Origin of the sequence: Gluconacetobacter asukensis, assembly GCF_014174375.1 — a bacterium.
In the GTDB taxonomy this organism is placed as follows: domain Bacteria; phylum Pseudomonadota; class Alphaproteobacteria; order Acetobacterales; family Acetobacteraceae; genus Gluconacetobacter; species Gluconacetobacter asukensis.
In genome coordinates this window covers 22,459-42,569 of record NZ_JABEQE010000003.1, presented here as the reverse complement: position 1 = coordinate 42,569, position 20,111 = coordinate 22,459, and the positions used below count along the sequence as shown (strand labels likewise).

Genomic DNA, 20,111 nt, shown 5'->3' with positions numbered 1-20,111 from the left:
CTCTGCCCCCGACAGGCGCCTGACTATAGCCAGTTACGCAGGGCCAGCCCGACCTCCTGAAGGACAGCTGTGAACGACCGCTCCTTCGCCCTGAACACGCGCATGTTCGGGTACCAGGGAGAACTCCTTCCTTCATCGCCCCATCGCCAGCAGGCATCCCAACGGCTGACCAGCCACACCGGGCAGCCGAGAGCCCCCGCGAGATGCAGCGGCGCCGTATCGACGGAAATGACCAAGTCGAGATTTTTGACGATCGCGGCCGTGTCGGCCATGTCCCGGACATCGCCCATCGGGTCGAATAGCGCCTGGCCGTGCCACGCCTCGATTTCCGCGCGCGGCGGACCAAATTGAAGACTAACCAGCGTCGCCTCGACGGGCGTCAGAGCGCTCCCCATGTCCGCCAGCGTGACCGAACGGCGCTTGTCCGCAAGCACGTGCTCGGACTGCGTCCTCCGGTCACCCGCCCAGACCAGGCCGACGCGCGGCCGCTGGCCGGGCAAGCGGGACGCAAACCGCGCAACATCCCTGTCATCGGCACGCAGATACGGAATGCCATCCGGAATATCCCGTACCGACATCACGCCGGCGATGTAGGGCAGGTCCGGAATGGGTGCGGCGAAGCTATATCCGTCCTCCCTGCCAAAACTCTCCTTATTCCGCACAGACACACCCGGGAAAGACAGGGTCAGAAGACGGACCAGCGTTCCGGGCACGACGACGGTGATCTCTGCCCCCCTTTCCAGCAGGTAAGGGACCAAGCGAATGAACTGGATCGTATCGCCCAGCCCCTGTTCGTCGAACAGGAGGACCTTCCGTCCCGACACGTCATCTCCGGGCCGCAGACGCGGCAGAGACAGGAACCATGCTGACTTATCGCTGACAATCAGGTCGCGCTTGCAATAAACTTCCCATCCCTCACCCAGTCTCCCGGCCTTCAGCAGCGTGCAGGAATAGCCGAAGCTGATCGCGGGCGAGGACGGCGCAAGCGCCAGGGCCTTTTCATACCAGGGCAGAGCTTCAGGGGAGCGATTGAGCCGTTCCAGGGCGCACCCCACATTGTTCAGAAGTGCTGCGGTCATATTCCCGCTCTGGAGATGAGACAGGAGGATTTTCAGCGCTTCCGCCGGATACCCGGCTTCGAGAAGAGACATCGATATATATTCGCATATATTTGCATGCTCGGCCGGGTAGCGCTGCATCATGTCGGAGAACAGGGCGCACCCTCCGACGACATCTCCAGAGGCCACTCGGATATGCGCCAGGAACGCCTGCGCAGCGACATTGTCCGGTTCACATCGGAGCACATTACGCAATAATGTTTCAACAATATCGTAATTGGAACTGTAGCGCAGGATCACCGTCGCGCCGGCCAGGCTGAGCTGCCAGTCATCCATGCGCAGCGACGTCATCTCGAGGACCAGGCGGAAGACCTCGACGAGTTGCCCCTGGGCCGCCAGCATATCGCAGAACTCGATCAGATTGGCCGGCGTCGGCGACTGCAGCAGGCTTTCCTTCGCGAACGCGACCGTCAGGAGCCGCCCGGCTTCACCCGCGCCGACCTCCGTGCATACCTTCATGTCTACTTCCGTCACAAATCCACCTTGCCTTGTCCGGAGCCGCATACCCCAGCCCCTACCTCACGCCGCCGGAGCCTATATCGGCCGAAAGAGTCCTCAATTCCTCGCCGGCACTATTTTCGCGCCTTGCTCAAAGCCGACTATAGCGGTACTTATCGGCCCCAGAAACCGGGTCTGCGCCACTACATGCCACAGAACAGCCGCCCAGGCTTCCCGGCCATGGCGATCATGCCGAGATCGTCATAACCACAGCCGGCACACGAAAGGAAAAGTGGCATCTTGGACCCCGCCAATGGTAGCACGATCGCAGAGCCCGGCGACGGCAAGCTGACTGGCGGGAACCGCCCCGCGCGGCTGTTCCCGTCGCTTTCCCGCGGCATGGCGCTTTCGAACAATGTGCTGCGCGGCGGCTTGAATTCGCTTTCCTGGCGATCACTGATCCCGGGAACGGACATCGGCCTCGCGATCGGTGTCCTGCTGCTTCTATCCATCCTTATTGTCCCGCTACCAACCTTTATCCTCGACATGGGGTTGTCGCTGTCGATCACTGCCTCCGCGCTGGTTCTCATGGTGTCGCTGTTCCTTGAGAAGCCGGTCGAGTTCACCTCCTTTCCCACCCTTCTCCTGTTGACGACCCTCCTGCGGCTGGCACTCGAAATCGCAACCACGCGCCTGATCCTCAGCCACGGCAATGAAGGCGCATATGCCGCCGGCCATGTGGTGGCTGCATTCGGCGGCTTCCTGATGGGAGGGGACGTTGTCATCGGCGGGATCGTGTTCTGCATCCTGCTTGTGGTGAATTTCATGGTCATCACCAAGGGCTCCGGCCGTATCGCGGAAGTCGCGGCGCGCTTCTTCCTCGACGCCATGCCGGGCAAGCAGATGGCGATCGACGCCGAACTCTCCTCCGGCGCGATCAATGACCGGACGGCACGCCTGAAGCGCAAGGAACTGGAAGAAGAAAGCGCGTTCTATGGCGCCATGGACGGCGCCGCCAAATTCGTGCGCGGCGATGCGATCGCGGCGATCATCATTACAGGCATCAATATCGTCGGCGGACTGGCCATCGGCGTGCTGCGCCACGGCATGCCCGTGAACGAGGCCGCCAGCACCTTCACGACGCTGACCGTGGGCGATGGGCTCGTATCGCAGATTCCAGCCCTCCTGGTCTCGACTGCAGCCGGCATCGTCGTCACGAAGGGCGGTACGGACGGGTCCGCCGACGTCACCCTGGTTCGCCAGTTGGGCGGCAATCCCAAGCCGATGGCCATGGCCGCGTTGCTGGCAACCTGCTTCGCGCTGCTGCCCGGCTTGCCGGCCTTTCCCTTCCTGACCATTGCAGCCCTGGCCGGCGCCGGGGCCTGGTGGCGCCACAAAACGCCCACCAAGGATAGTGACGGAGACGTGACCGAAGTCACGCCAGCCCCGACGACGGCTCCCATTTCCGACGTTCTCAAGCTCGACCTGCTGCGTCTCGAACTTGGCTTCGGCCTGCTGCCGTTGACCAGCGGCGAGAATTCCCAACTCACCGAGCAGATCAAGGCGCTGCGCAGGGCAATTGCGACCGAAATGGGCTTCGTGACGCCGCCCATCAGGATACAGGACAATATCCTGCTTCCGTCGGACAAATACATCATCAAGCTCAAGGAGATCGAAATCGGATCAGGTGAGGCGAAGCCCGGCAAGCTGATGGCCATGAGCCCGTCCGGCGGCACACCTCCCCTTGCCGGCGACAAGGCGACCGAACCCGCGTTCGGCCTGCCCGCCGTATGGATCGACCCTTCCCTCAAGGCCAAGGCCATTGCCTTGAAATGCACCGTGGTCGACCCCGCCAGTGTCATCGTGACGCATCTCAGCGAACTGGTCAGGCAGAACCTTCCCGACCTTCTGACTTATGTCGCCACCCAGTCGCTTCTCGACGACCTGCCCCGCGAGCAGCAGAAACTCGTCAACGACCTGATTCCCTCCCAGGTCACGCTCAGCACCGTCCAGCGTGTCCTGCAATCGCTGCTGGCCGAACGGATTTCGATCCGCGACCTTCCGACCATCCTGGAAAGCATCCAGGAAGGCAGCGGCCTCGGCCTGCGCGGTATACAGAACCTGACCAACCATGTGCGCGTCCGCCTCTCCCGGCAGATCTGCAGCACGCTCGAAGGACCGGGCGGCTACATTCCGATGATCACCCTGTCGCCGGAATGGGAGGCGGAATTCATGAACCACATCGCGGGACAGGGCGAGGAACGGCGCCTGGCCATGCCGCCCTCCCTGTTGAACCGTTTCGTCGCGCGACTGCGAGAGGTCTTCAATACCGTCTCGTCCACCGGCGAAGTACCGGTCATTGTCGTTTCGACGCCGGTTCGGGACTCCATGCGTTCGATCGTGGAACGTGTCCGGCCGAGCGTGTCGGTCCTTTCGCAATCCGAAATATATCCACGCGCCCGAATCAAGACGATCGCGACCATTACATGATAGGGGGCGGGAAAAATTGCATACCACCCTACATACTGAAGAAAAGATGAAGAGAGACTATATCCACCTCGCCCCACAATCTTTCTTGCTCTTGCAAGACTGAATGTATGGTCATGCTAGGCTGAAGGCTCTATAATGGTGCAATTAAGATCATAGTTACGCCTTCCGTGCCATGGCAGTGTATCAAGGATCGGGCTGATGTCCATCTCCAACGCCTCTCCGATTTCGACGTATATTTCCGCGATCAAGAACGAGGCGACGGCCTCAGCGACCTACGCGAAGACCGACGCCACAACCAAGCAGGAAGTCGCAAAGTTCGAAAAGGACGCGGCGTCGATTACGTCGGTTGATGGACTCCTGAAGGATTATTCGGTCCTGCAGGTGGTACTCGGGGCCTATGGGCTTAGTTCCCTTTCCAACGCAACGGCCATCATCAAGGACTTGTTGACGCAGGACCCGACCTCATCCAAGTCCCTCGCCAAATCATCCAATAACGCAGCATGGTTGGCCTTTGCCGATGCCTTCAAGATGTGGGGGCAGAACAAAGGCACATCCTCCGTGTCGCCCTTTGCTCCCGACGCAGCCTCCGCCGTAATGAGCCAGACCTACAGCGCGACGACGACCATCTCGGTAAACGCCACTCTTCCCTCTGCCGACGCGACCGGCCAGACCTATACGACGGCCCCTGTCACGACGTATGATTCGAATTCCGACGCCCATCAGGTGGCCCTTAAATGGACCCAGGATTCTAGCAACCCACTGGTCTGGACCGTCAACGCCTATGACGCGGGCGGCAATGCCACAATCGATACGAACGCCTATCAGGTCGTCTTCAACCAAGACGGTACCCTGGCTTCCGCTACCGACATGTCGACCGGCAAAGCCGTAACCTCAGGCGGAACGGGAAGCGCTGTGTCGTTGCCCATTACCCTGAATATCATCCAATCTGACGGCAGCACCACCACACATCAATCCGTCAGCCTCGATCTCGGGACGCTCGGGGGAACAAGCGGTGTCACCATGGCGCCGTACAGCACCTCCAGCGCCATCAGTACAAGCCAGGTCGCCAGCCTGACGTCATCGTCTGGTTCCAGCACCACCCTGACACTTCCCTCCATTACGCTGGGTACCCTGTCGGGAACGAACCAGACTTACGTCACTGCACCATTCGACCCCAACGAAGCATCGGACGACGCGAACGGCGTCACCGCCGCCAACCGGGCCACGCTGTCCGTCAAATGGGTTCAGGACTCCTCCTCGCCGTCGACCTGGCAGGCTTATATCATCGATCCCTACGGGGCGCAGGTTACCAGCACGACATTTACGACTTCATTCGACAGCGGCGGCAATCTTCTGAAAGTCAACGGGCAGTATTCTCACGATATTCCCGCTCTGCAGGCGCAGATGAACGGCGTCACCTACACTGTCAATGTTCAGGCACCGAATCTTTCGACCTCGACACTGACCCAGGATTCAACCCTGACGACTGACAGCAAAGTCACGAACACTGTGACCAAGGTCAACATGAGCGACGTCGTGTCGCAGTTCGAATTGAGTCAGTACGAGAATAACAACGATTTCCAGGACAACGGAGTCGGTAACGCCCTCTACTTCACACGCAAGATGAGCGGCATTACCTCCCTGGCGCAATTGATGTCTGATCCCATCTTGCTGAAAGTCGCGGAAACGGTCTCCGGCTACGATCCGTCAACATTCGGCACACTGGATTACGACCAGCAGGTCCGGATGCTGAAAAGCAAGGTGGATTTCACCAAGTTGAAGACTCCAATGCAGATCCAGCAATATGCAGAACGTTATCTGGCCATGCTTCAGATCACTCCGCAGACGCCGGACAAGCCGGCAACCATGATGGATCTGTATGGTGGCGGTTCGAGCAACGAGGGCATTGCCGCACTCTTCGGTGTCAACACCTCGTCATCCTCGTCGAGCGGAAATCTTTATTCCGGCATGTTTTAAAGAGACTGTTGCAGAAGTACAGAAAATGAACCGCGGAACGTCGGAAACTGCAACCTTGATGCCATTCCTGAAAAAACGGTCTCCGAGCCTGGCGATTTGCGCAGGTGCTGCCTGCCTGACAGGGTGAGCGCAGCATGCAACCTGCCGAATCGACTACCGACACAGCGAGAGCGTCCCACAACGATACGCTTGCCACCGGAATGGTCCGCACCCTGGATGCAATCCGCAAGGCCGTGGCCGGTCCCTTTCACGATATTCCCGTGGGCGTGCTGGAAGGCCGCGTGACCGGACTGACCGGTCTCTCCGTCTCCCTCAGCGGCATGCGCGACTTCACCGGAGTCGGGGACAGGGTTAGTATTTTCGGACTGGACGGACGTGAGACAGATGCCGAAATCGTCGCGTTCCGGGGGGACACGGCCATTGCCATGCCATTCGGGGCGTTGGCGGGCATAGGATCGGGCTGCCGTGCGACATTCCGGCTGTACGACCAGGAGCAGAGAAGGCGCCGGGCGGGCGGCACGCTGGTCGTCAATCCCTTATGGCAAGGACGTGTCATCGACCCGATGGGGCGTCCCGTCGACGGCAAGGGCCCACTGCCCCCGGGCGGGGAACCATGCCGGCTGCATGCTCCTCCCCCGGAAGCAGGACTGCGTGCCCGCCTCGGGCCACGCATCGATCTGGGCGTGCGGGTGCTCAACCTGTTCACAACATGCCGAGAGGGCCAGAGGCTCGGCTTGTTCGCTGGTTCCGGCGTCGGAAAATCCACGCTCATGGGCATGTTGGCACGCAATACCGACTGCGACGTCGCGGTGATCGCGCTTGTCGGGGAACGAGGCCGGGAAGTCCGCGAGTTCGTGGAAGACGATCTGGGCCCCGAAGGCTTGGCCAAATCGGTCGTCGTGGTCGCCACCTCCGACACCTCGCCCCTGATGCGCCGGGAAGCCGCCTATTCGGCCATGGCAGTGGCGGAATATTTCAGAGATCAAGGCAAATCGGTCCTGCTGCTCATGGACAGCGTCACCCGCTTTTGCCAGGCCCTGCGAGAGATCGGCCTGTCTTCCGGCGAACCACCCGCGACCCGGGGCTATCCGCCCAGCGTCTTCGCGGAACTGCCACGCCTGCTGGAACGGGCGGGCCCCGGCCTAGCCGGCCCGGACGGCAGGGCCGGCCAGATCACCGCCATGTTCTCAGTCCTCGTCGAAGGCGACGATCATAACGAACCCGTCGCTGACGCTGTCCGAGGCATTCTCGACGGGCATGTCGTACTGGAACGACGAATCGCCGAAAGTGGACGATATCCGGCCGTTAATGTCCTCCGCTCTCTCTCGCGCACGGTTCCCGGCTGCAACGCCGCGGAGGAAAACGCCCTGGCCCTGGAAGCGCGCACCGATCTTTCAACCTGGGACGATATTCAGGACATGGTTCGCCTGGGCGCCTACCGGGCTGGAAACGACGCCGTAACCGACAGGGCCATCCGCGTCGCGCCCGCAATCGAAAACATCCTGAAGCAGTCACGCGATGAAAGCGCGACGATCGCCGAAAGCTTCGATGCCCTGCGTGGCGCGCTCTCGACCACCGGAACATCGCGATGAATTCCCGGACACGCGCATTACGGTCCCTGATCCGCCTTCACAAGACAAAGGTCGACCAGGCAAAGGCGATCATGGCCGAGGCGCTGGCCAGAGAGCACGCGGCACGCGGCCAGGTGGAAAGCAACCAGGCAGCGATCGAAACCGAACGACTGGAAGCCACGTCGGGGCACGCGTCGCTGGACGATTTCCGTCAGTGGCTGCCTTATGGACAGGAAGCTGTTGAACGCGCCCGGAGCGCCCTGCATGTCGCCGGCCGTGCCTCCGACCAGGCGCGCGAAACCCTCATGCAGGCCAACGCGGACCTGAAGGCGGCCACCTCCATTCTGGACCGTCGGGTGGAAGAGGAAAAAGAGATCCGCAACCGGCGCGAACTAGCCGAAATCGACGATTTGTCGCGGCGCGTTCGCATGGCCTCAGGTTGACTTTGAATGTTCATGCATCATTCCAACAAGACGATCGTCGGTTTTGCCATGTTTCATCCTTGAGTAAGTGGAATGCCCCCGCTATCGCTATTTATCGAGGTCGGCGCGTGATCGTGCCTGATGCGATCCGATCATCCCCGTGGACATAAGCGACCAGGAAAGCGCATGGAACAGACAGAACAACAGACCGCAAAGATATTCATTGCCACGCCTTGTTTCGGCGGTCTGGTAACGCAGGAATACATGGAATCCGTTATCGCCTGCACCGGCGTCATGCGGACTCCGATGACTCTCTCCCTGCTCGGCGACGATGCGATGATCAGCCGGGCACGCAATACCCTGGTTCATCAGTTTTTCACGCGGTCCGATGCCTCGCATCTGCTTTTTATCGATGCCGATATCGGATTCGCCGCAGAAGCGCCGGCGCGCCTTCTCGCGGCTGACAAGGACCTGATCGCGGGCATGTACCCGATCAAGGATCGGTTCTGGGACAAAGGCACGCAAGAAAACATCCTGCGCGGCGAATCACAGGAATCGGCCTCCCTTCGCTATGTCGGAGAGACCGATGCCATGCACGAGACATGGGAAAAAGGGCCGCTCATCCGGACGCATTACGCCGGTACCGGCTTCATGATGATCAGCCGGAAGGCGATCGCCCGCATGATCAAGCACTATCCCGAAACCGCATACCGCCGGATCGACACCGCGGGCAGCGGAGACGGCAGCCTGCACCATGCCCTGTTCGACGCCAGCATTGATCCCGAGACGGGAACCTACCTCAGCGAGGATTTCACCTTCTGCCGGCGCTGGCGCGAACTCGGCGGAGAAGTCTGGCTCGACACCTCTCTTTCCTTGACGCATGCAGGACGCGCAGCCTATCGCGGAGACCCGTCCTGCCGCGTCGGCATGGTCCATCACAAGGGCCTGTAAGGTCACGGTAATTCCCCATGGCGAGAAACAAAAAAGCTCCCATCCTCATCAGGCGTAGCGAAGAGTCCAATACGCAGAGCCATCATGGGGGAGCGTGGAAGATCGCCTACGCCGACTTCATGACGGCCATGATGGCGTTCTTTCTTGTCATGTGGCTTCTCAACGCGACAACGGACGAGCAACGCAAAGGCATCGCGCAATTCTTCAACCCCATGGCGGATACGAAGACCATTGTGCCGCCAACGGATGGGGCGCTCGATACCGCTCCCTCCCCTCTCACGGAGGGAAAGTCATTTAAGCTGATCAAGGACGACGCGTCCCTGAACGCACCGCAATCCAGTAAGCATGGCGCCGAACGGAACCCCGTCACGTCCATGCGAGGCGGTTCCCCCGACGACATCACCTACGGGATCAGGACACAATTTATCCCACAAGCCCCCACCATCATCCCGATCGGCGGGCCTGAGAGCGGTGGCGGCCAGAATACGGCGCATGTCGGCGCCAACGATGCGGCCACCGAACAGGGCAAGATCGACCATATGGCATCCAGCCTTCAGCAGGCGATCCAGCAAAACCCCGCCCTGCACAACGCAACCCCCAACGTTGCTGTCAGTTTCGGCCGAAACGACATCCGGATCGAGCTTCGGGACGCGGACAACACGCCGATGTTCGATTCCGGATCCCCGTCGCCCAACCGCATGGGCCGACAGATGCTGACCGAAATCGCCAGATGGCTCGCCCCCATGCCGGAACGTATTTCGATCATCGGCTATACCGACGCCGACGCTTACCCTGCCGGCAAGAACCGGAGCATGTCCAACTGGACCCTATCCGCGCTGCGTGCGGATTATGCCAGGGAGGCACTGGTCAAGGCTGGTTATCCGGACACCAATATCCTCGACGTATCCGGAAGAGCCGACCGGTCGCTGGCCATTCCCTCGACCCCATCGGCCGCAGCGAACAGACGAATCGTGATTGTCATGCACAAGCTGTATGCAGACGCGCCCCCCCCCATCGTTCCCTTGTCGGATACGACCGGCACCGTGCCGGCCGGCCCTGCCGATACGGCTATGAACCAACAGACATCCGGAGCGGCACGGCCGGAATAACGCCCCCCGGCCATATCAGAACAGGCCTAAGGACCTCGGTCGCTCGCCTGGCATAGAGAACTGCACACGACCGCGACCGGCGCACGCCGGCCGGCACATATGGGTGAAAACGGAGACAACTCAATGCTCTTCATCGGGGGCCTCGTCTTTGCGCTACTCTGCGTCTTCGGCTCGTTCGTGGCCTCCGGAGGTGTCTTGGCCCCTCTGCTCGCCTCCATGCCTTTCGAGTTGCTGACCATCATGGGCGCGGCGGCCGGCATCTTTGCGATGGCAAATTCCGCCGACGCGCTCAAAAAGCTTCCCCACGACCTGAAATTGACGCTGAAGGGCCCCCGCTACGACAAAACGGCCTATCTCGACCTGCTGGTCACGCTGTTCCGCTTCATGCGCCTGGCCCATGCGAAGGGAAACATGGCGCTTGAGGAGCATGTCGAAAATCCGACCGAAAGCAGCATCTTCGCGCAATCGCCCACTATTCGTGACGATCTGGAAACCCGCAATCTGATTTGCGACTATCTGCGGCTGGTCAGCCTCAATATGGACGATGCCTATCAGCTTGACGAAGTCATGACCCGCGAATTGAAGAAGAATCTGACCGAGAAGCTGCATATCGCCGAATGCCTGTCGAGCATAGCGGACGCGCTGCCGGCGCTTGGCATCGTGGCTGCGGTTCTGGGCGTTATCAAGACGATGTCCTCGATCAGCAAGCCACCGGCCGTCCTGGGCGAAATGATCGCCGGCGCCCTCGTCGGCACTTTTCTCGGCGTGCTGCTGTCTTATGGCGTCGTCGCCCCTCTGGCGGCCCGGATGCGGGCTGTGATAACGCAGGATGGGCGCTACCAGGACATCATCCGGATTGTCTTCGTGGCACATCTTCAGGGCAATCCACCCCAGGTCAGTGCCGAAATCGGGCGTAAGGATATTCCACCCGCTTTTATGCCTTCGTTTAGCGAACTCGATACGGCATTATCCGTGTCGCAGCCATCGGCGGCTGCCGCGGCCTGACGGAGCGGAATGGCGACAGGGACATGGGGCGTCTGATGAGTATTACGATGTCGAAAGTTTCGGCGAAAACGGATCAGGCGCTTTCTTCTTCGTCATCCAGTTCGCTTCTCCCGGTCTCGCCTGGCACCGCGATCTCCGGAACAGCGGCTGTACAGTCCCATGCAACACGGCGCCCCCCCAATAGGCAGGGCTCCTTCAACGCCCACCTCAAGACCGCGCACGACGAGCAGGCCAGCGGATCGCAGAGCGACCGCACAGACAGTCACGATGCGGCTGCGCACGTTTCCAAAACCGCCTCAAAGGGCCCGACCGACAGCCCTGCCAGACATTCGGCGACCCAGAACACCGCCCAGCCGTCGGCCACGGACACGGTCTCTGCACCAACTATCCAGACGGTAGATTCCACGATCGATCCCTCTGCGTCCAGCCGGGCGAAAAAGGCCACATCCGGTTCGGACACCTCAACTAGCAATGCCACGCAAGCCGACCTGACAACCCAGAGCCAGCTGACAGATATCCTGTCCCAAGTCATCGGGATTCAGCAGAACCTTCCTTCCTTGGCGTCACAGGGCCAGGACGGTGCGGCCGGCTATGCCGACGTGTCCGCAACAGCGAACCCGGCACCCCTGCCTTCTACCACGGCCGAAATCGCAATCCAGCAGGCGCCGACAGCCTCGTCGGTTCTCCAAGCTGACATCGTGGCTCCGAGCGGCCCAACGACAACCGGCCAGCGCACCTTCGCGACTGTCCTGGCCCAGCTCCCGGGCGGCCAGCAGGCCATAGCCCCCGCCTTGTCGCAGCCGGCGGCGAACACAACGGCAGCAGCCGGCCAGAACACCCCCTCGGCCGCAGCGACACCGACGCCTGACAGCACGCAGATCCTGGCAGGCGCCGCGTCACAGCCAGCAGCAGGAACGATATCGACGAGCGGCCAGAATACGCCCGCGACCGCCTCGGGGCAGGTGCCGAACAGCCAGCACGTCCTGGTGTCCGTCTCATCGCAGCCAGGACCGACAACCGACCAGAACGATTCCACGGTCATATCGACACTGACGCCTGGCAGCACGCAGATCCTGGCTTCCACCTTGGCGCTATCGCCGACAGACGGGACAAGTGGCGTCGACCAGGCTGGAGGCACAGGAACAGCTCCGACAATAGTGGTAGCGCAATCCACATCCGCGCTGGCGCAATCGTCATTTCCGACCACCGCGAATGCAGCAAAGGACGAAAGCCGTGCGTCTCAGGACGCGCCTTCGGCCCTGCAAGATACCGAGACCGCTACTACCGCGTCCGCTGCCAGCACATCGGCCCCTTCGGCCCGGCAGATCACTTCGGCAAATCAGACTGATCAGCGCCGCGGCTCGCCCCTGACCGCGCCGTCGCTGTCGACTGACAACCCGGCATCCCCCACCTCTGGCCTCACGCCCCTCTCCGACGGCACAAACGATTCCGCCGCGCAATCAGGCGCCCATGGCGGCACGATGGGACATTCCGATTCCGCGAATGGCAACCAGGAGAAGGCGAGTTCTCAGGCTGACCTGCAGATGACAACCGGCCTCAACTTGCCCGCCGGCATCTCCCTGTCCAGTTCTTTTGCGGGCACGTTGAACGACGTGGCGTCAACAACCCACGCGGAGCAGACCCAGAAGGCGGCCGGCGCTTCGCATGGAACGGACGGCCAGACCGTCTCACCCTCGATCATGACACAATCCGCTGGCGGATCGACATCTCTTTCCATGACCATTCTGACCGAAGATTCCACACCCGTTCATGTGCGCGTCGAAGGAACGGACGGCCTCACAACTGGCGTGGTTCTCCAAAGCGAAGACCTTGGGACGGCGCGCCACCTGGCCGACAATAGGCATGAACTGGTCGCAGCACTCACCGCTGCCGGTGTGGATGTGAGCAACCTGAAAATTGACGTTGTGGCTGCCAGCAGCAACAATGGCGATTTTCAGAATCAGGGCCAAAACCAGAATGCTGACGGCACGGCCTATAATAGCAATTTTTCGGGCAATATGTCCGGCGGCGGTTCTGGACAGAATGGCCAGCAGACCTATGGTGGCAGCATCTGGAGCACCAATAGCGTGGTCGCCGGCCCGGCAACAGGTGATGCCGAGGCGCAAAATGGCTCGCATTCCGTAAGATCTTCCGGTCCATATGCCGGAAGCGGCATCAACATTACCGCATGACCCCGATGGCTGTCGCGGAGAGAAAGGGAACAGGCAAATGACGACGACATCGAGTGTCAGCAACGAGGCCCAGCTTATCCAGGCAGCAGAAGCCGCCGCCAAGAGTGCTGCGAACACGTCTTCTTCCGGCAGTTCGAGTTCAAGCAGCGGCACCGCAACATCGGCCCTGTCCTCTCTGGCCAATAACTACACCACCTTCTTGTCCCTTCTGACCACGCAGTTGAAGAATCAGGACCCGAGCAGCCCGATGAATACCGACACCTTTACGTCGGAACTCGCGCAATTTGCCGGGGTGGAACAGCAGGTCGAGACGAACTCGAAGCTCGGCTCACTGATTTCGCTGAATGAAAGCGGGCAGATGAGCAACGACTCCAACTTGGTCGGCCAGAAGGCAACCGCGAACACGACGACGCTGCCGCTTCAAAGCAGCTCCGCCTCGCTCAGTTTCTCGGGCACATCCGGATCCACCGTCGCCATCGCCGTAGCAAACTCCGCCGGCACCATTGTCAAGGATGTTGTCGCCACCGCCTCCAGCGGCACCAATACCTGGACGTGGGACGGAACGGACAATAACGGCAATCAGTTGTCCGATGGCGCCTATAGCGTTTCGGTCCAGACGATCAGTTCCTCGGGCACCACATCCAGCCTGCCCTTCACTGTCACCGGCACGATCACCGGCATACAAAAAGGCGCTTCCGACATGGAGATCGAGATGGGCAAAGCCACTATCCCGATGTCCGACATTACCAACATCTCTTCCGGAACGACGACGAGCAGCACCAGCTCGAACAGCGCCAGTTCCTGAAAATGCTGCTCCTCCGACATCAAGGTCAGGAGGAGCAGCCCTGTCAGGATACCGGTCTGGAGGCAGCATAGCGTCAGCCATGCACCTGAGCCCGAATTTTCCGATCCGGCCCAATACGACCTTCAGGTCGGGAACGACGAAGCGCAAAAAACGCGCCCGGGATTGCCCGTAGCGCACATTTCCAGTCAGCCTCCCAGACCTGGCCCCGGCACTCCGGGGCAGATCATGGCGAGGAATCAGACAAGGTCCAGCGTCGTCGAAGAATTCAGAATGTTGATCCCCGACATGACCGGGATACAGGATTCCTTCGCCTGCCGGTCGGTCCTGCTTTCGGTGGCGCTTGCCTTTGCTCCCAGCGGGGTAAAAGCCACCTCATTCAGGCGATAGCCAATCCCCCACAGCGTCGTAAACGGCTCATCAATACCGAAATTACGCATTTTCTTACGTATCTTGCAGATCATAACGTCGATAACCTTGCCGTAGGGCTCGCTCTCCCCGGCATACAAGCTATCCAGAACCGTCTCCTTGCTCAGAACCTGTGTCCTGCGCAGGGCCAGCAATTCCACAAGATCGTATTCCCTGCGTGTCAAGGGCACCGGCTTGGAGTCGACATGGACCTCCCGCCTGTCGACACCAACCGTCAAGCGGCCGATATGCAGGGTCAGGCTGTCATGTCCGCTGACTCGTCTGACGATAGCACGCAGCCGGGCCAGGAGCTCCGCGGGATCGACCGAAGCCGACACACAATCATCGGCACCCGTGGACAGCAGCTCCGCCACCTCCGACGGGGTGGACGTCCGGGCAATAACCATGACCGGTGTCGGAACACGGCTGTTCCGGATATGACGCAACAGCTTCATGTCCGGCGTCGTCTGCTGGATGACGACGATATCGTAATGGGACCGCCGCAACGTTTCCACAACCCCAGCGGAACCAGACGTCGTTATCGAGACCGATCCGCCCACCGCCGCTTTGGACAATCCCTCGTAGGGTCGACCGTCATTCCGACCCGAATCTTCGCCAACGCAAAGTACGCGCATATCTACTTCCGCCAAAAAGTGTATGGTCGCTAATCGCGAAGGAATACAGGACTATACTTGTCCTCTATCTATTTTTTTACTATTGCCGCCAAGAAGGGATGCCTGTTCAATTCCAGAATGGATGGAGCGTCTAAAAATCCCTATATGGCTGAAAGTGTCAAGGCCGACGCTCCGTGATAGCACCGTTATCATCGATAGAAAGCCACCCTGACCTCAAGTCTTTACATACCTGCCACAGACGGCGGCGCCTGCACAGGCGCCCCATCCGTTAAAGGCCGGTGACAAGACCTGAAAAGGAAAAAAGCACCTTGGCGAAGTCGGATCTATCTCATAAACTGAACGGAGCATAGTTCGGTTATATTATAAGATATGACCGAATCATTTCTGTAGCCTTCACACCGCGCTTCCTCGAAACGAAAGCCGGGGCGCGCGGCCACATATCTGGATTGGGTCCGGGAAAGATGCGATTTGTCTGAGAGAGAACGCCTATCAGGGAAATCTGCCTTGGCCGCTCCTGAACGGACTCTATGACATGATGGTGGGGAACCGGCAGGTTCCAGAATTGAAATATCCAGCGGCCACGTTTCGGCCCATATTTATTCTGCTTTCTGGTTTTGAAGGATAACGAAATGGTTGACACCACGGCTGCCTCGCTTCTCGCGTCCAGCCTCCGTCAGGTGACCTCGGCGGCTTCTCAAGCCGCCTATCACAGCGCCCGCCCCGGACATGCAGCGGCGACCGGTATCAATATCACCTCCAGCAGTATCGATGGTTCGTCTTCATCCATGAAGTTCGATGCCAGCGGCCAGGTCGTGCCCACTGGCACGACGAACAAGAAGGAATCCGCGACCGCGAGCGCCGTTGATCTCTTCGCCTGATCGACCGCGGTCGGGCGGCACATTTCCGCAAGCATGCCTTTTCGTACGCCAGTTCGTATGGTCGGCCTGCTGGCAGATGCGCGCTGCCCGGCTCTTTTCTTTTCCGACCGATCCACAGCTTCCCGTCCGACGACATGGCCACTGCAATCCTGTCTTCGCAGACATCAGCGATGAAGATCCGTTCAGAGACGATGACCTCGAGACAACGGGGATATGAGCCCCGTCAGGATTAAAGACACGTGCCTTTCAGCAGACCTCCCCGCGTAAGACGCTGTGTCACGCTTTCAGTCTTCGCTTGTCTGTCCTGTTCCGCCATTACGTCCACCATGGCGGCAGACTCGCACCGGGCAGCCCCCCGCCATACCTCCCGAACCGCAACTTCACCTTCAAAACCGCCTCCGGCATCTCCCACGCCGGCCGCGAACGCAACACCGGCCCCGGCGCGGGACGTCGAACTGCCTGATTCGATCTTGCTCAAGGGGCTGCCCTCTTCTTGGAGGGCAACGATCCTGGGCATCCCCCAATCGCCTGCGGCGACGCCCTCCAGTGGCGTGATCACCGGCAAGAACGGCATGAAAGAGGCATCCCGGGCGCCATCGACGAACACGCTCCAGCTAGGTGGCGGGGATTCCCAGCCGGGCGTGGCGTCCACCAATCGTATTCTACTCCCGGTGCCGCCGCGCATGGGGATCGCCGCCTTCCAGAGCGGCGACAGATTCATCATTGTCATCGACAATGCGGAACCGATGGATACCAGCGCCCTGCGTGGCGACGGCATTTTCTCGACGCTGTCCGTGAATACCCTTCCCGATGCGACGCTGATCCAGGTCCGTCTTCCGGACACACGGCGCCTCTATCTTTCACAGCAGGCGGAAGGATGGGTACTGGGTGACAAACCTCCCCCGGGCGGTGATTACGACGATAGACGCGTCATCAATCCGCAAAATACCGACAGTGGCGTCCTGTACCCGATGCGCCGGTCCGGTCGCGTGCTCTCAATCTCGGACCCCGCATCCGGCGATCGACTGTTGGTCGGCACGTCAGCCATGGATGATGGCGGCATTCTCTCCTTGCGGAACGGCGATGGCTATGACGTCTGGCCGACAACGGAAGGTATCGTAATCGCGGCCCACTCTCCGCGCATCGATCTGAAACCCGTCCCTAACGGCATCCTCCTGACCGAAGACGGCAAGGCCTTTCCCGATCATGGCAGAGCCATTTATGCCAACGATGTCGATCTGAAATGGCTGGGGCTGCAGAATCTGCCTGTTGATGCCCTGATCCAGCGCTATCGCACCGCTCTTCTCGCCGCCGCGGACTCGGATCCGTTCCATCGCTTCACGCGGCGGCTGGAAGCGGCCAAGGCCGCCTTCAACCTCGGCGCCTTTATCGAGGCACGCGGCATCCTGACCGTTGCCCTCCAGGACGACCCTGAAGAGGCGGCTCTGCCCGACGTGAGGTTCCTTCTGGCTGCATCAGAATTGCTGTGCGGAAAGCTGGACGGCGCCTCGATGCTCAACGGCCCGTGGCCGAGCAGCCAAAAGCGCGCGACTCAACTCTGGCTGGGGCTCTATCTCGCCGCCATCGGCGAGAACGATGCAACTGCGGCACATCAATTGGCTCTGGATTTCGGGCGGTTAAAATCATACCCGGCCCCGGTTCGTGATGCGCTTCTGCCGGCCGCCGCAGAGGAAATCGGCCGTTACGGCACACCGGAGGATCTCACAGCGCTGGACGACCTACCCCCCGGATCACGCTATCAACTCGTCAACGCATTCAGGCAGATGCGCTCCGGCAAGCGAGACCTTGCCTATGCGTCATTCCAGAAACTTGCCGACGACCCCAACCCCCAGGTCGCCGAGGAAGCGCTCGAACAGAAAACGTCGTTCGAACTCGCCGATGGCCGCATCAAGCCTGACGCGGCCGCCGAAATCTTTAACACCATGATGCCTGACGCGCGACTGGCCGGGCGCGAGGCCACGGTCCGCCTGATGCAGGCCGACGCTTATATGCAGACGCATAATTGGAGCGACGCACTCCAGGCAATCGACGCGGCTCGTACATATCCCGACATGGCATCGAAGAACATGGTGGCGCCGCTGGTGTCCCAGGCCCTCACAGGCCTTGCCGATTCCTCTTCCTCCGGATCGGACAAGAAAAGTCTTCTGCACGACACGGCGATGCTGAAGGTCCATCTGCCCGATCTGCAGCCGGGCGCACAGAAAGGTAACGTCCTTGTCTCCTACGGCAGGATGCTTCTCGCCCTCGGCCTGCCGGATGATGCCGCCCAGGCATTTTCCGATGCAATCCCCATGCTCACCGCCCCCGATCTTCGCGCACTGGCAGGCGCGGCGCTGGCGGAAACTGATATCGAAAGAAAGCTTCCCCAGGATGCGGCCCAAGCGTTGACGATCACGGACGATCCTTCTCTTCCTGACGATATCAGGACCGCAAGGCAGGTGATCGCCGCCCGCGTCGCCCTGGCAACAGGCGACCAGGCCAAGGCCCTCTCCCTTCTGCACAATAGCGCGAACGCTTCTGCTCTCGACCTCACCGCTCGCGTCCATGAAGAGAAAGGGGAATGGGCGGCCGCTGCCGGCGATGTACGAAAAATGGCCGAGGACATTATCCCACCGACCGGCCCATTGACGGAAAGCCAGCAGATTCTCGCCCTCCGCCTGGCATCGGATGCTTCCCAGGCATCCGATCAACGCCTATTGGGCTGGGTTGCCGATCGCGTCGGTGACCGGATTTCGGACGGGGATCGAGGACGCATGTTCAAACTGCTGACCAAGCCGTCGGGCGCCGCGCTGACGGCTTCGCAGACATCCGCCCCCCTCTGAGAACCCGGCCGAAAATATGCGCTGGCAGGAGTCCGACACGCGTTTTCGGTCCGCACCCAAAAGGCAACCTGGAAAGTCAGTCTCTCGGCCAGTTCCACGGCGGGCATCGGGCATGTGTCGCGCAGATTGCCACACCCCGGAAAAAACTGCACTCGCACCACAAGCGCACGCTATTCAGACCCCGATACGCCCTATATATGGAGAGCATGCGCCACAGGTCGGGCGCAAACAGAAACCAGCGGAATAGACAGCGCATGCTGGAAGCATTGTCATCCCAGATGTCCCAGGCCCATAGTGGCACCGATGTGCTGGACTTGGCCGGGCGCCGCCTGCAATGGCTGCAGAACCGCGAGTCCGTGCTGGCAGGCAATGTCGCCAACGCGAACACGCCGGGCTATGTACCAAAGGACACCGCGTCGTTTCAGGGTGTACTACAAAACCAGATGGCCATGACGCTGGCACAGACCGAGCCCGGTCATCTGACCGGCCGCAATAGCGGCGGCAGTGCGACACGGACCGGGATCAATACGTCCATCGACGGAAACCAGGTCAATATCGAAGGCGAACTGGAAAAGATCGCGGATACCAATGACCAGCAACGTCTCGCGACGAATGCCTACAGTGTCTATATGTCGATGTTCTCGATAGCCCTCGGCTCACCCTCAGCCTGATCGCACGAGGTCTATCATGGATTTTTCCGACACAGTGGGCATCTCTGCCGCCGGAATGCGCGCCCAGGCAAAACGCCTTCAGATAGCGGCCGAAAACCTCGCCAACAAGGAAACCACCGGCGCGACAGCCGGATCGGACCCCTATCGCCGCAAGACGGTCACGTTCAAGGAAGTCCTGAATCGTACCTCCGGCGTTTCCAGCGTGGACATCAAGGAAGTCGGGCAGGACCAGACCCCTTTCGAAACGCGGTACGATCCATCGCATCCGGCTGCCGACACCAACGGCCTGGTCAAGATGCCGAATGTGAACGCGATGGTCGAAATCATGGACACACACGAAGCGCAACGTTCGTACGAGGCCAACCTCAATACCATGCAGATCACGCGATCCATGATGACGCGCACGATCAACCTGATGAAATAAGGCGGGGCGGGCCGGCGGTGACATTACCCTGCGGGAAGAGGGCATTCCGGCCGGTTGGTCTCGCCTGTTGCTGTTGCATGAACAATTCGTTAATCTGGGCACGCATGCTTTACAGCTATTTCCCCTCGGCGGGACAGGCTGATGAAATGAGTGGATGGGCGCTGGCCTGACCGTACT

General features: G+C 60.4%; 15 protein-coding genes. 13 read left to right on the top strand and 2 right to left on the bottom strand.

Features of this window, described 5'->3' with window-relative positions; all coding sequences use genetic code 11:
* Positions 1-23: 23 nt before the first annotated feature.
* Positions 24-1,460 carry a tetratricopeptide repeat protein gene (locus HLH35_RS04475; RefSeq protein WP_182978014.1) on the bottom strand — a complete coding sequence of 479 codons (1,437 nt, stop codon included), beginning with the start codon at positions 1,458-1,460 and terminating at the stop codon, positions 24-26.
* A 495-nt stretch (positions 1,461-1,955) separates the two neighbouring features.
* Between HLH35_RS04475 and flhA the strand changes: the two genes are divergently transcribed.
* The 9 genes from flhA to HLH35_RS04430 all read left to right on the top strand — a co-directional run bounded on the left by flhA (position 1,956) and on the right by HLH35_RS04430 (position 14,078).
* Positions 1,956-4,046: a flagellar biosynthesis protein FlhA gene (gene flhA / locus HLH35_RS04470; protein ID WP_182978220.1), complete on the top strand. Its 2,091-nt coding sequence runs from the start codon at positions 1,956-1,958 to the stop codon at positions 4,044-4,046.
* A gap of 198 nt (positions 4,047-4,244) precedes the next feature.
* Positions 4,245-6,023, top strand: a complete 1,779-nt coding sequence (locus tag HLH35_RS04465) for a DUF1217 domain-containing protein (RefSeq protein ID WP_182978013.1) — start codon at positions 4,245-4,247, stop codon at positions 6,021-6,023.
* Positions 6,024-6,223: 200 nt separating this feature from the next.
* A complete protein-coding gene (fliI, locus tag HLH35_RS04460; protein WP_182978012.1) occupies positions 6,224-7,615 on the top strand; it encodes a flagellar protein export ATPase FliI in 1,392 nt (463 codons plus the stop codon).
* Positions 7,612-8,037: a flagellar FliJ family protein gene (locus HLH35_RS04455; protein WP_182978011.1), complete on the top strand. Its 426-nt coding sequence runs from the start codon at positions 7,612-7,614 to the stop codon at positions 8,035-8,037. The genes fliI and HLH35_RS04455 overlap by 4 nt, the downstream gene beginning before the upstream one ends.
* Before the next feature lie 165 nt (positions 8,038-8,202).
* Positions 8,203-8,967 carry a hypothetical protein gene (locus tag HLH35_RS04450; protein WP_182978010.1) on the top strand — a complete coding sequence of 255 codons (765 nt, stop codon included), beginning with the start codon at positions 8,203-8,205 and terminating at the stop codon, positions 8,965-8,967.
* A gap of 17 nt (positions 8,968-8,984) precedes the next feature.
* Positions 8,985-10,076 (top strand): flagellar motor protein MotB, encoded by a 1,092-nt coding sequence (locus HLH35_RS04445; protein WP_182978009.1) that lies wholly within the window; start codon positions 8,985-8,987, stop codon positions 10,074-10,076.
* A 123-nt stretch (positions 10,077-10,199) separates the two neighbouring features.
* Positions 10,200-11,081, top strand: a complete 882-nt coding sequence (gene motA / locus HLH35_RS04440) for a flagellar motor stator protein MotA (RefSeq protein WP_182978008.1) — start codon at positions 10,200-10,202, stop codon at positions 11,079-11,081.
* Between the two features lie 35 nt (positions 11,082-11,116).
* Positions 11,117-13,273 carry a hypothetical protein gene (locus HLH35_RS04435; RefSeq protein WP_182978007.1) on the top strand — a complete coding sequence of 719 codons (2,157 nt, stop codon included), beginning with the start codon at positions 11,117-11,119 and terminating at the stop codon, positions 13,271-13,273.
* 37 nt (positions 13,274-13,310) lie between these two features.
* On the top strand, positions 13,311-14,078 hold the full coding sequence (locus tag HLH35_RS04430) for a flagellar hook assembly protein FlgD (protein WP_182978006.1): 768 nt from the start codon (positions 13,311-13,313) through the stop codon (positions 14,076-14,078).
* Between the two features lie 236 nt (positions 14,079-14,314).
* Here HLH35_RS04430 and HLH35_RS04425 read toward each other — a convergent pair whose 3' ends face one another.
* On the bottom strand, positions 14,315-15,118 hold the full coding sequence (locus tag HLH35_RS04425) for a response regulator transcription factor (protein WP_182978005.1): 804 nt from the start codon (positions 15,116-15,118) through the stop codon (positions 14,315-14,317).
* Between the two features lie 629 nt (positions 15,119-15,747).
* Here HLH35_RS04425 and HLH35_RS04420 point away from each other — a divergent pair.
* The 4 genes from HLH35_RS04420 (at position 15,748) to flgC (ending at position 19,934) form a co-directional block, all read left to right on the top strand.
* Positions 15,748-15,996, top strand: coding sequence for a hypothetical protein (locus HLH35_RS04420; protein ID WP_182978004.1), 249 nt, complete (start codon positions 15,748-15,750; stop codon positions 15,994-15,996).
* A 470-nt stretch (positions 15,997-16,466) separates the two neighbouring features.
* Positions 16,467-18,839 (top strand): tetratricopeptide repeat protein, encoded by a 2,373-nt coding sequence (locus tag HLH35_RS04415; protein ID WP_246384845.1) that lies wholly within the window; start codon positions 16,467-16,469, stop codon positions 18,837-18,839.
* 254 nt (positions 18,840-19,093) lie between these two features.
* A complete protein-coding gene (locus HLH35_RS04410) occupies positions 19,094-19,510 on the top strand; it encodes a flagellar basal body rod protein FlgB (RefSeq protein WP_182978002.1) in 417 nt (138 codons plus the stop codon).
* A 16-nt stretch (positions 19,511-19,526) separates the two neighbouring features.
* Complete coding sequence (flgC, locus tag HLH35_RS04405) at positions 19,527-19,934, top strand: flagellar basal body rod protein FlgC (protein WP_182964245.1); 408 nt, start codon at positions 19,527-19,529, stop codon at positions 19,932-19,934.
* Positions 19,935-20,111 lie beyond the last annotated feature (177 nt).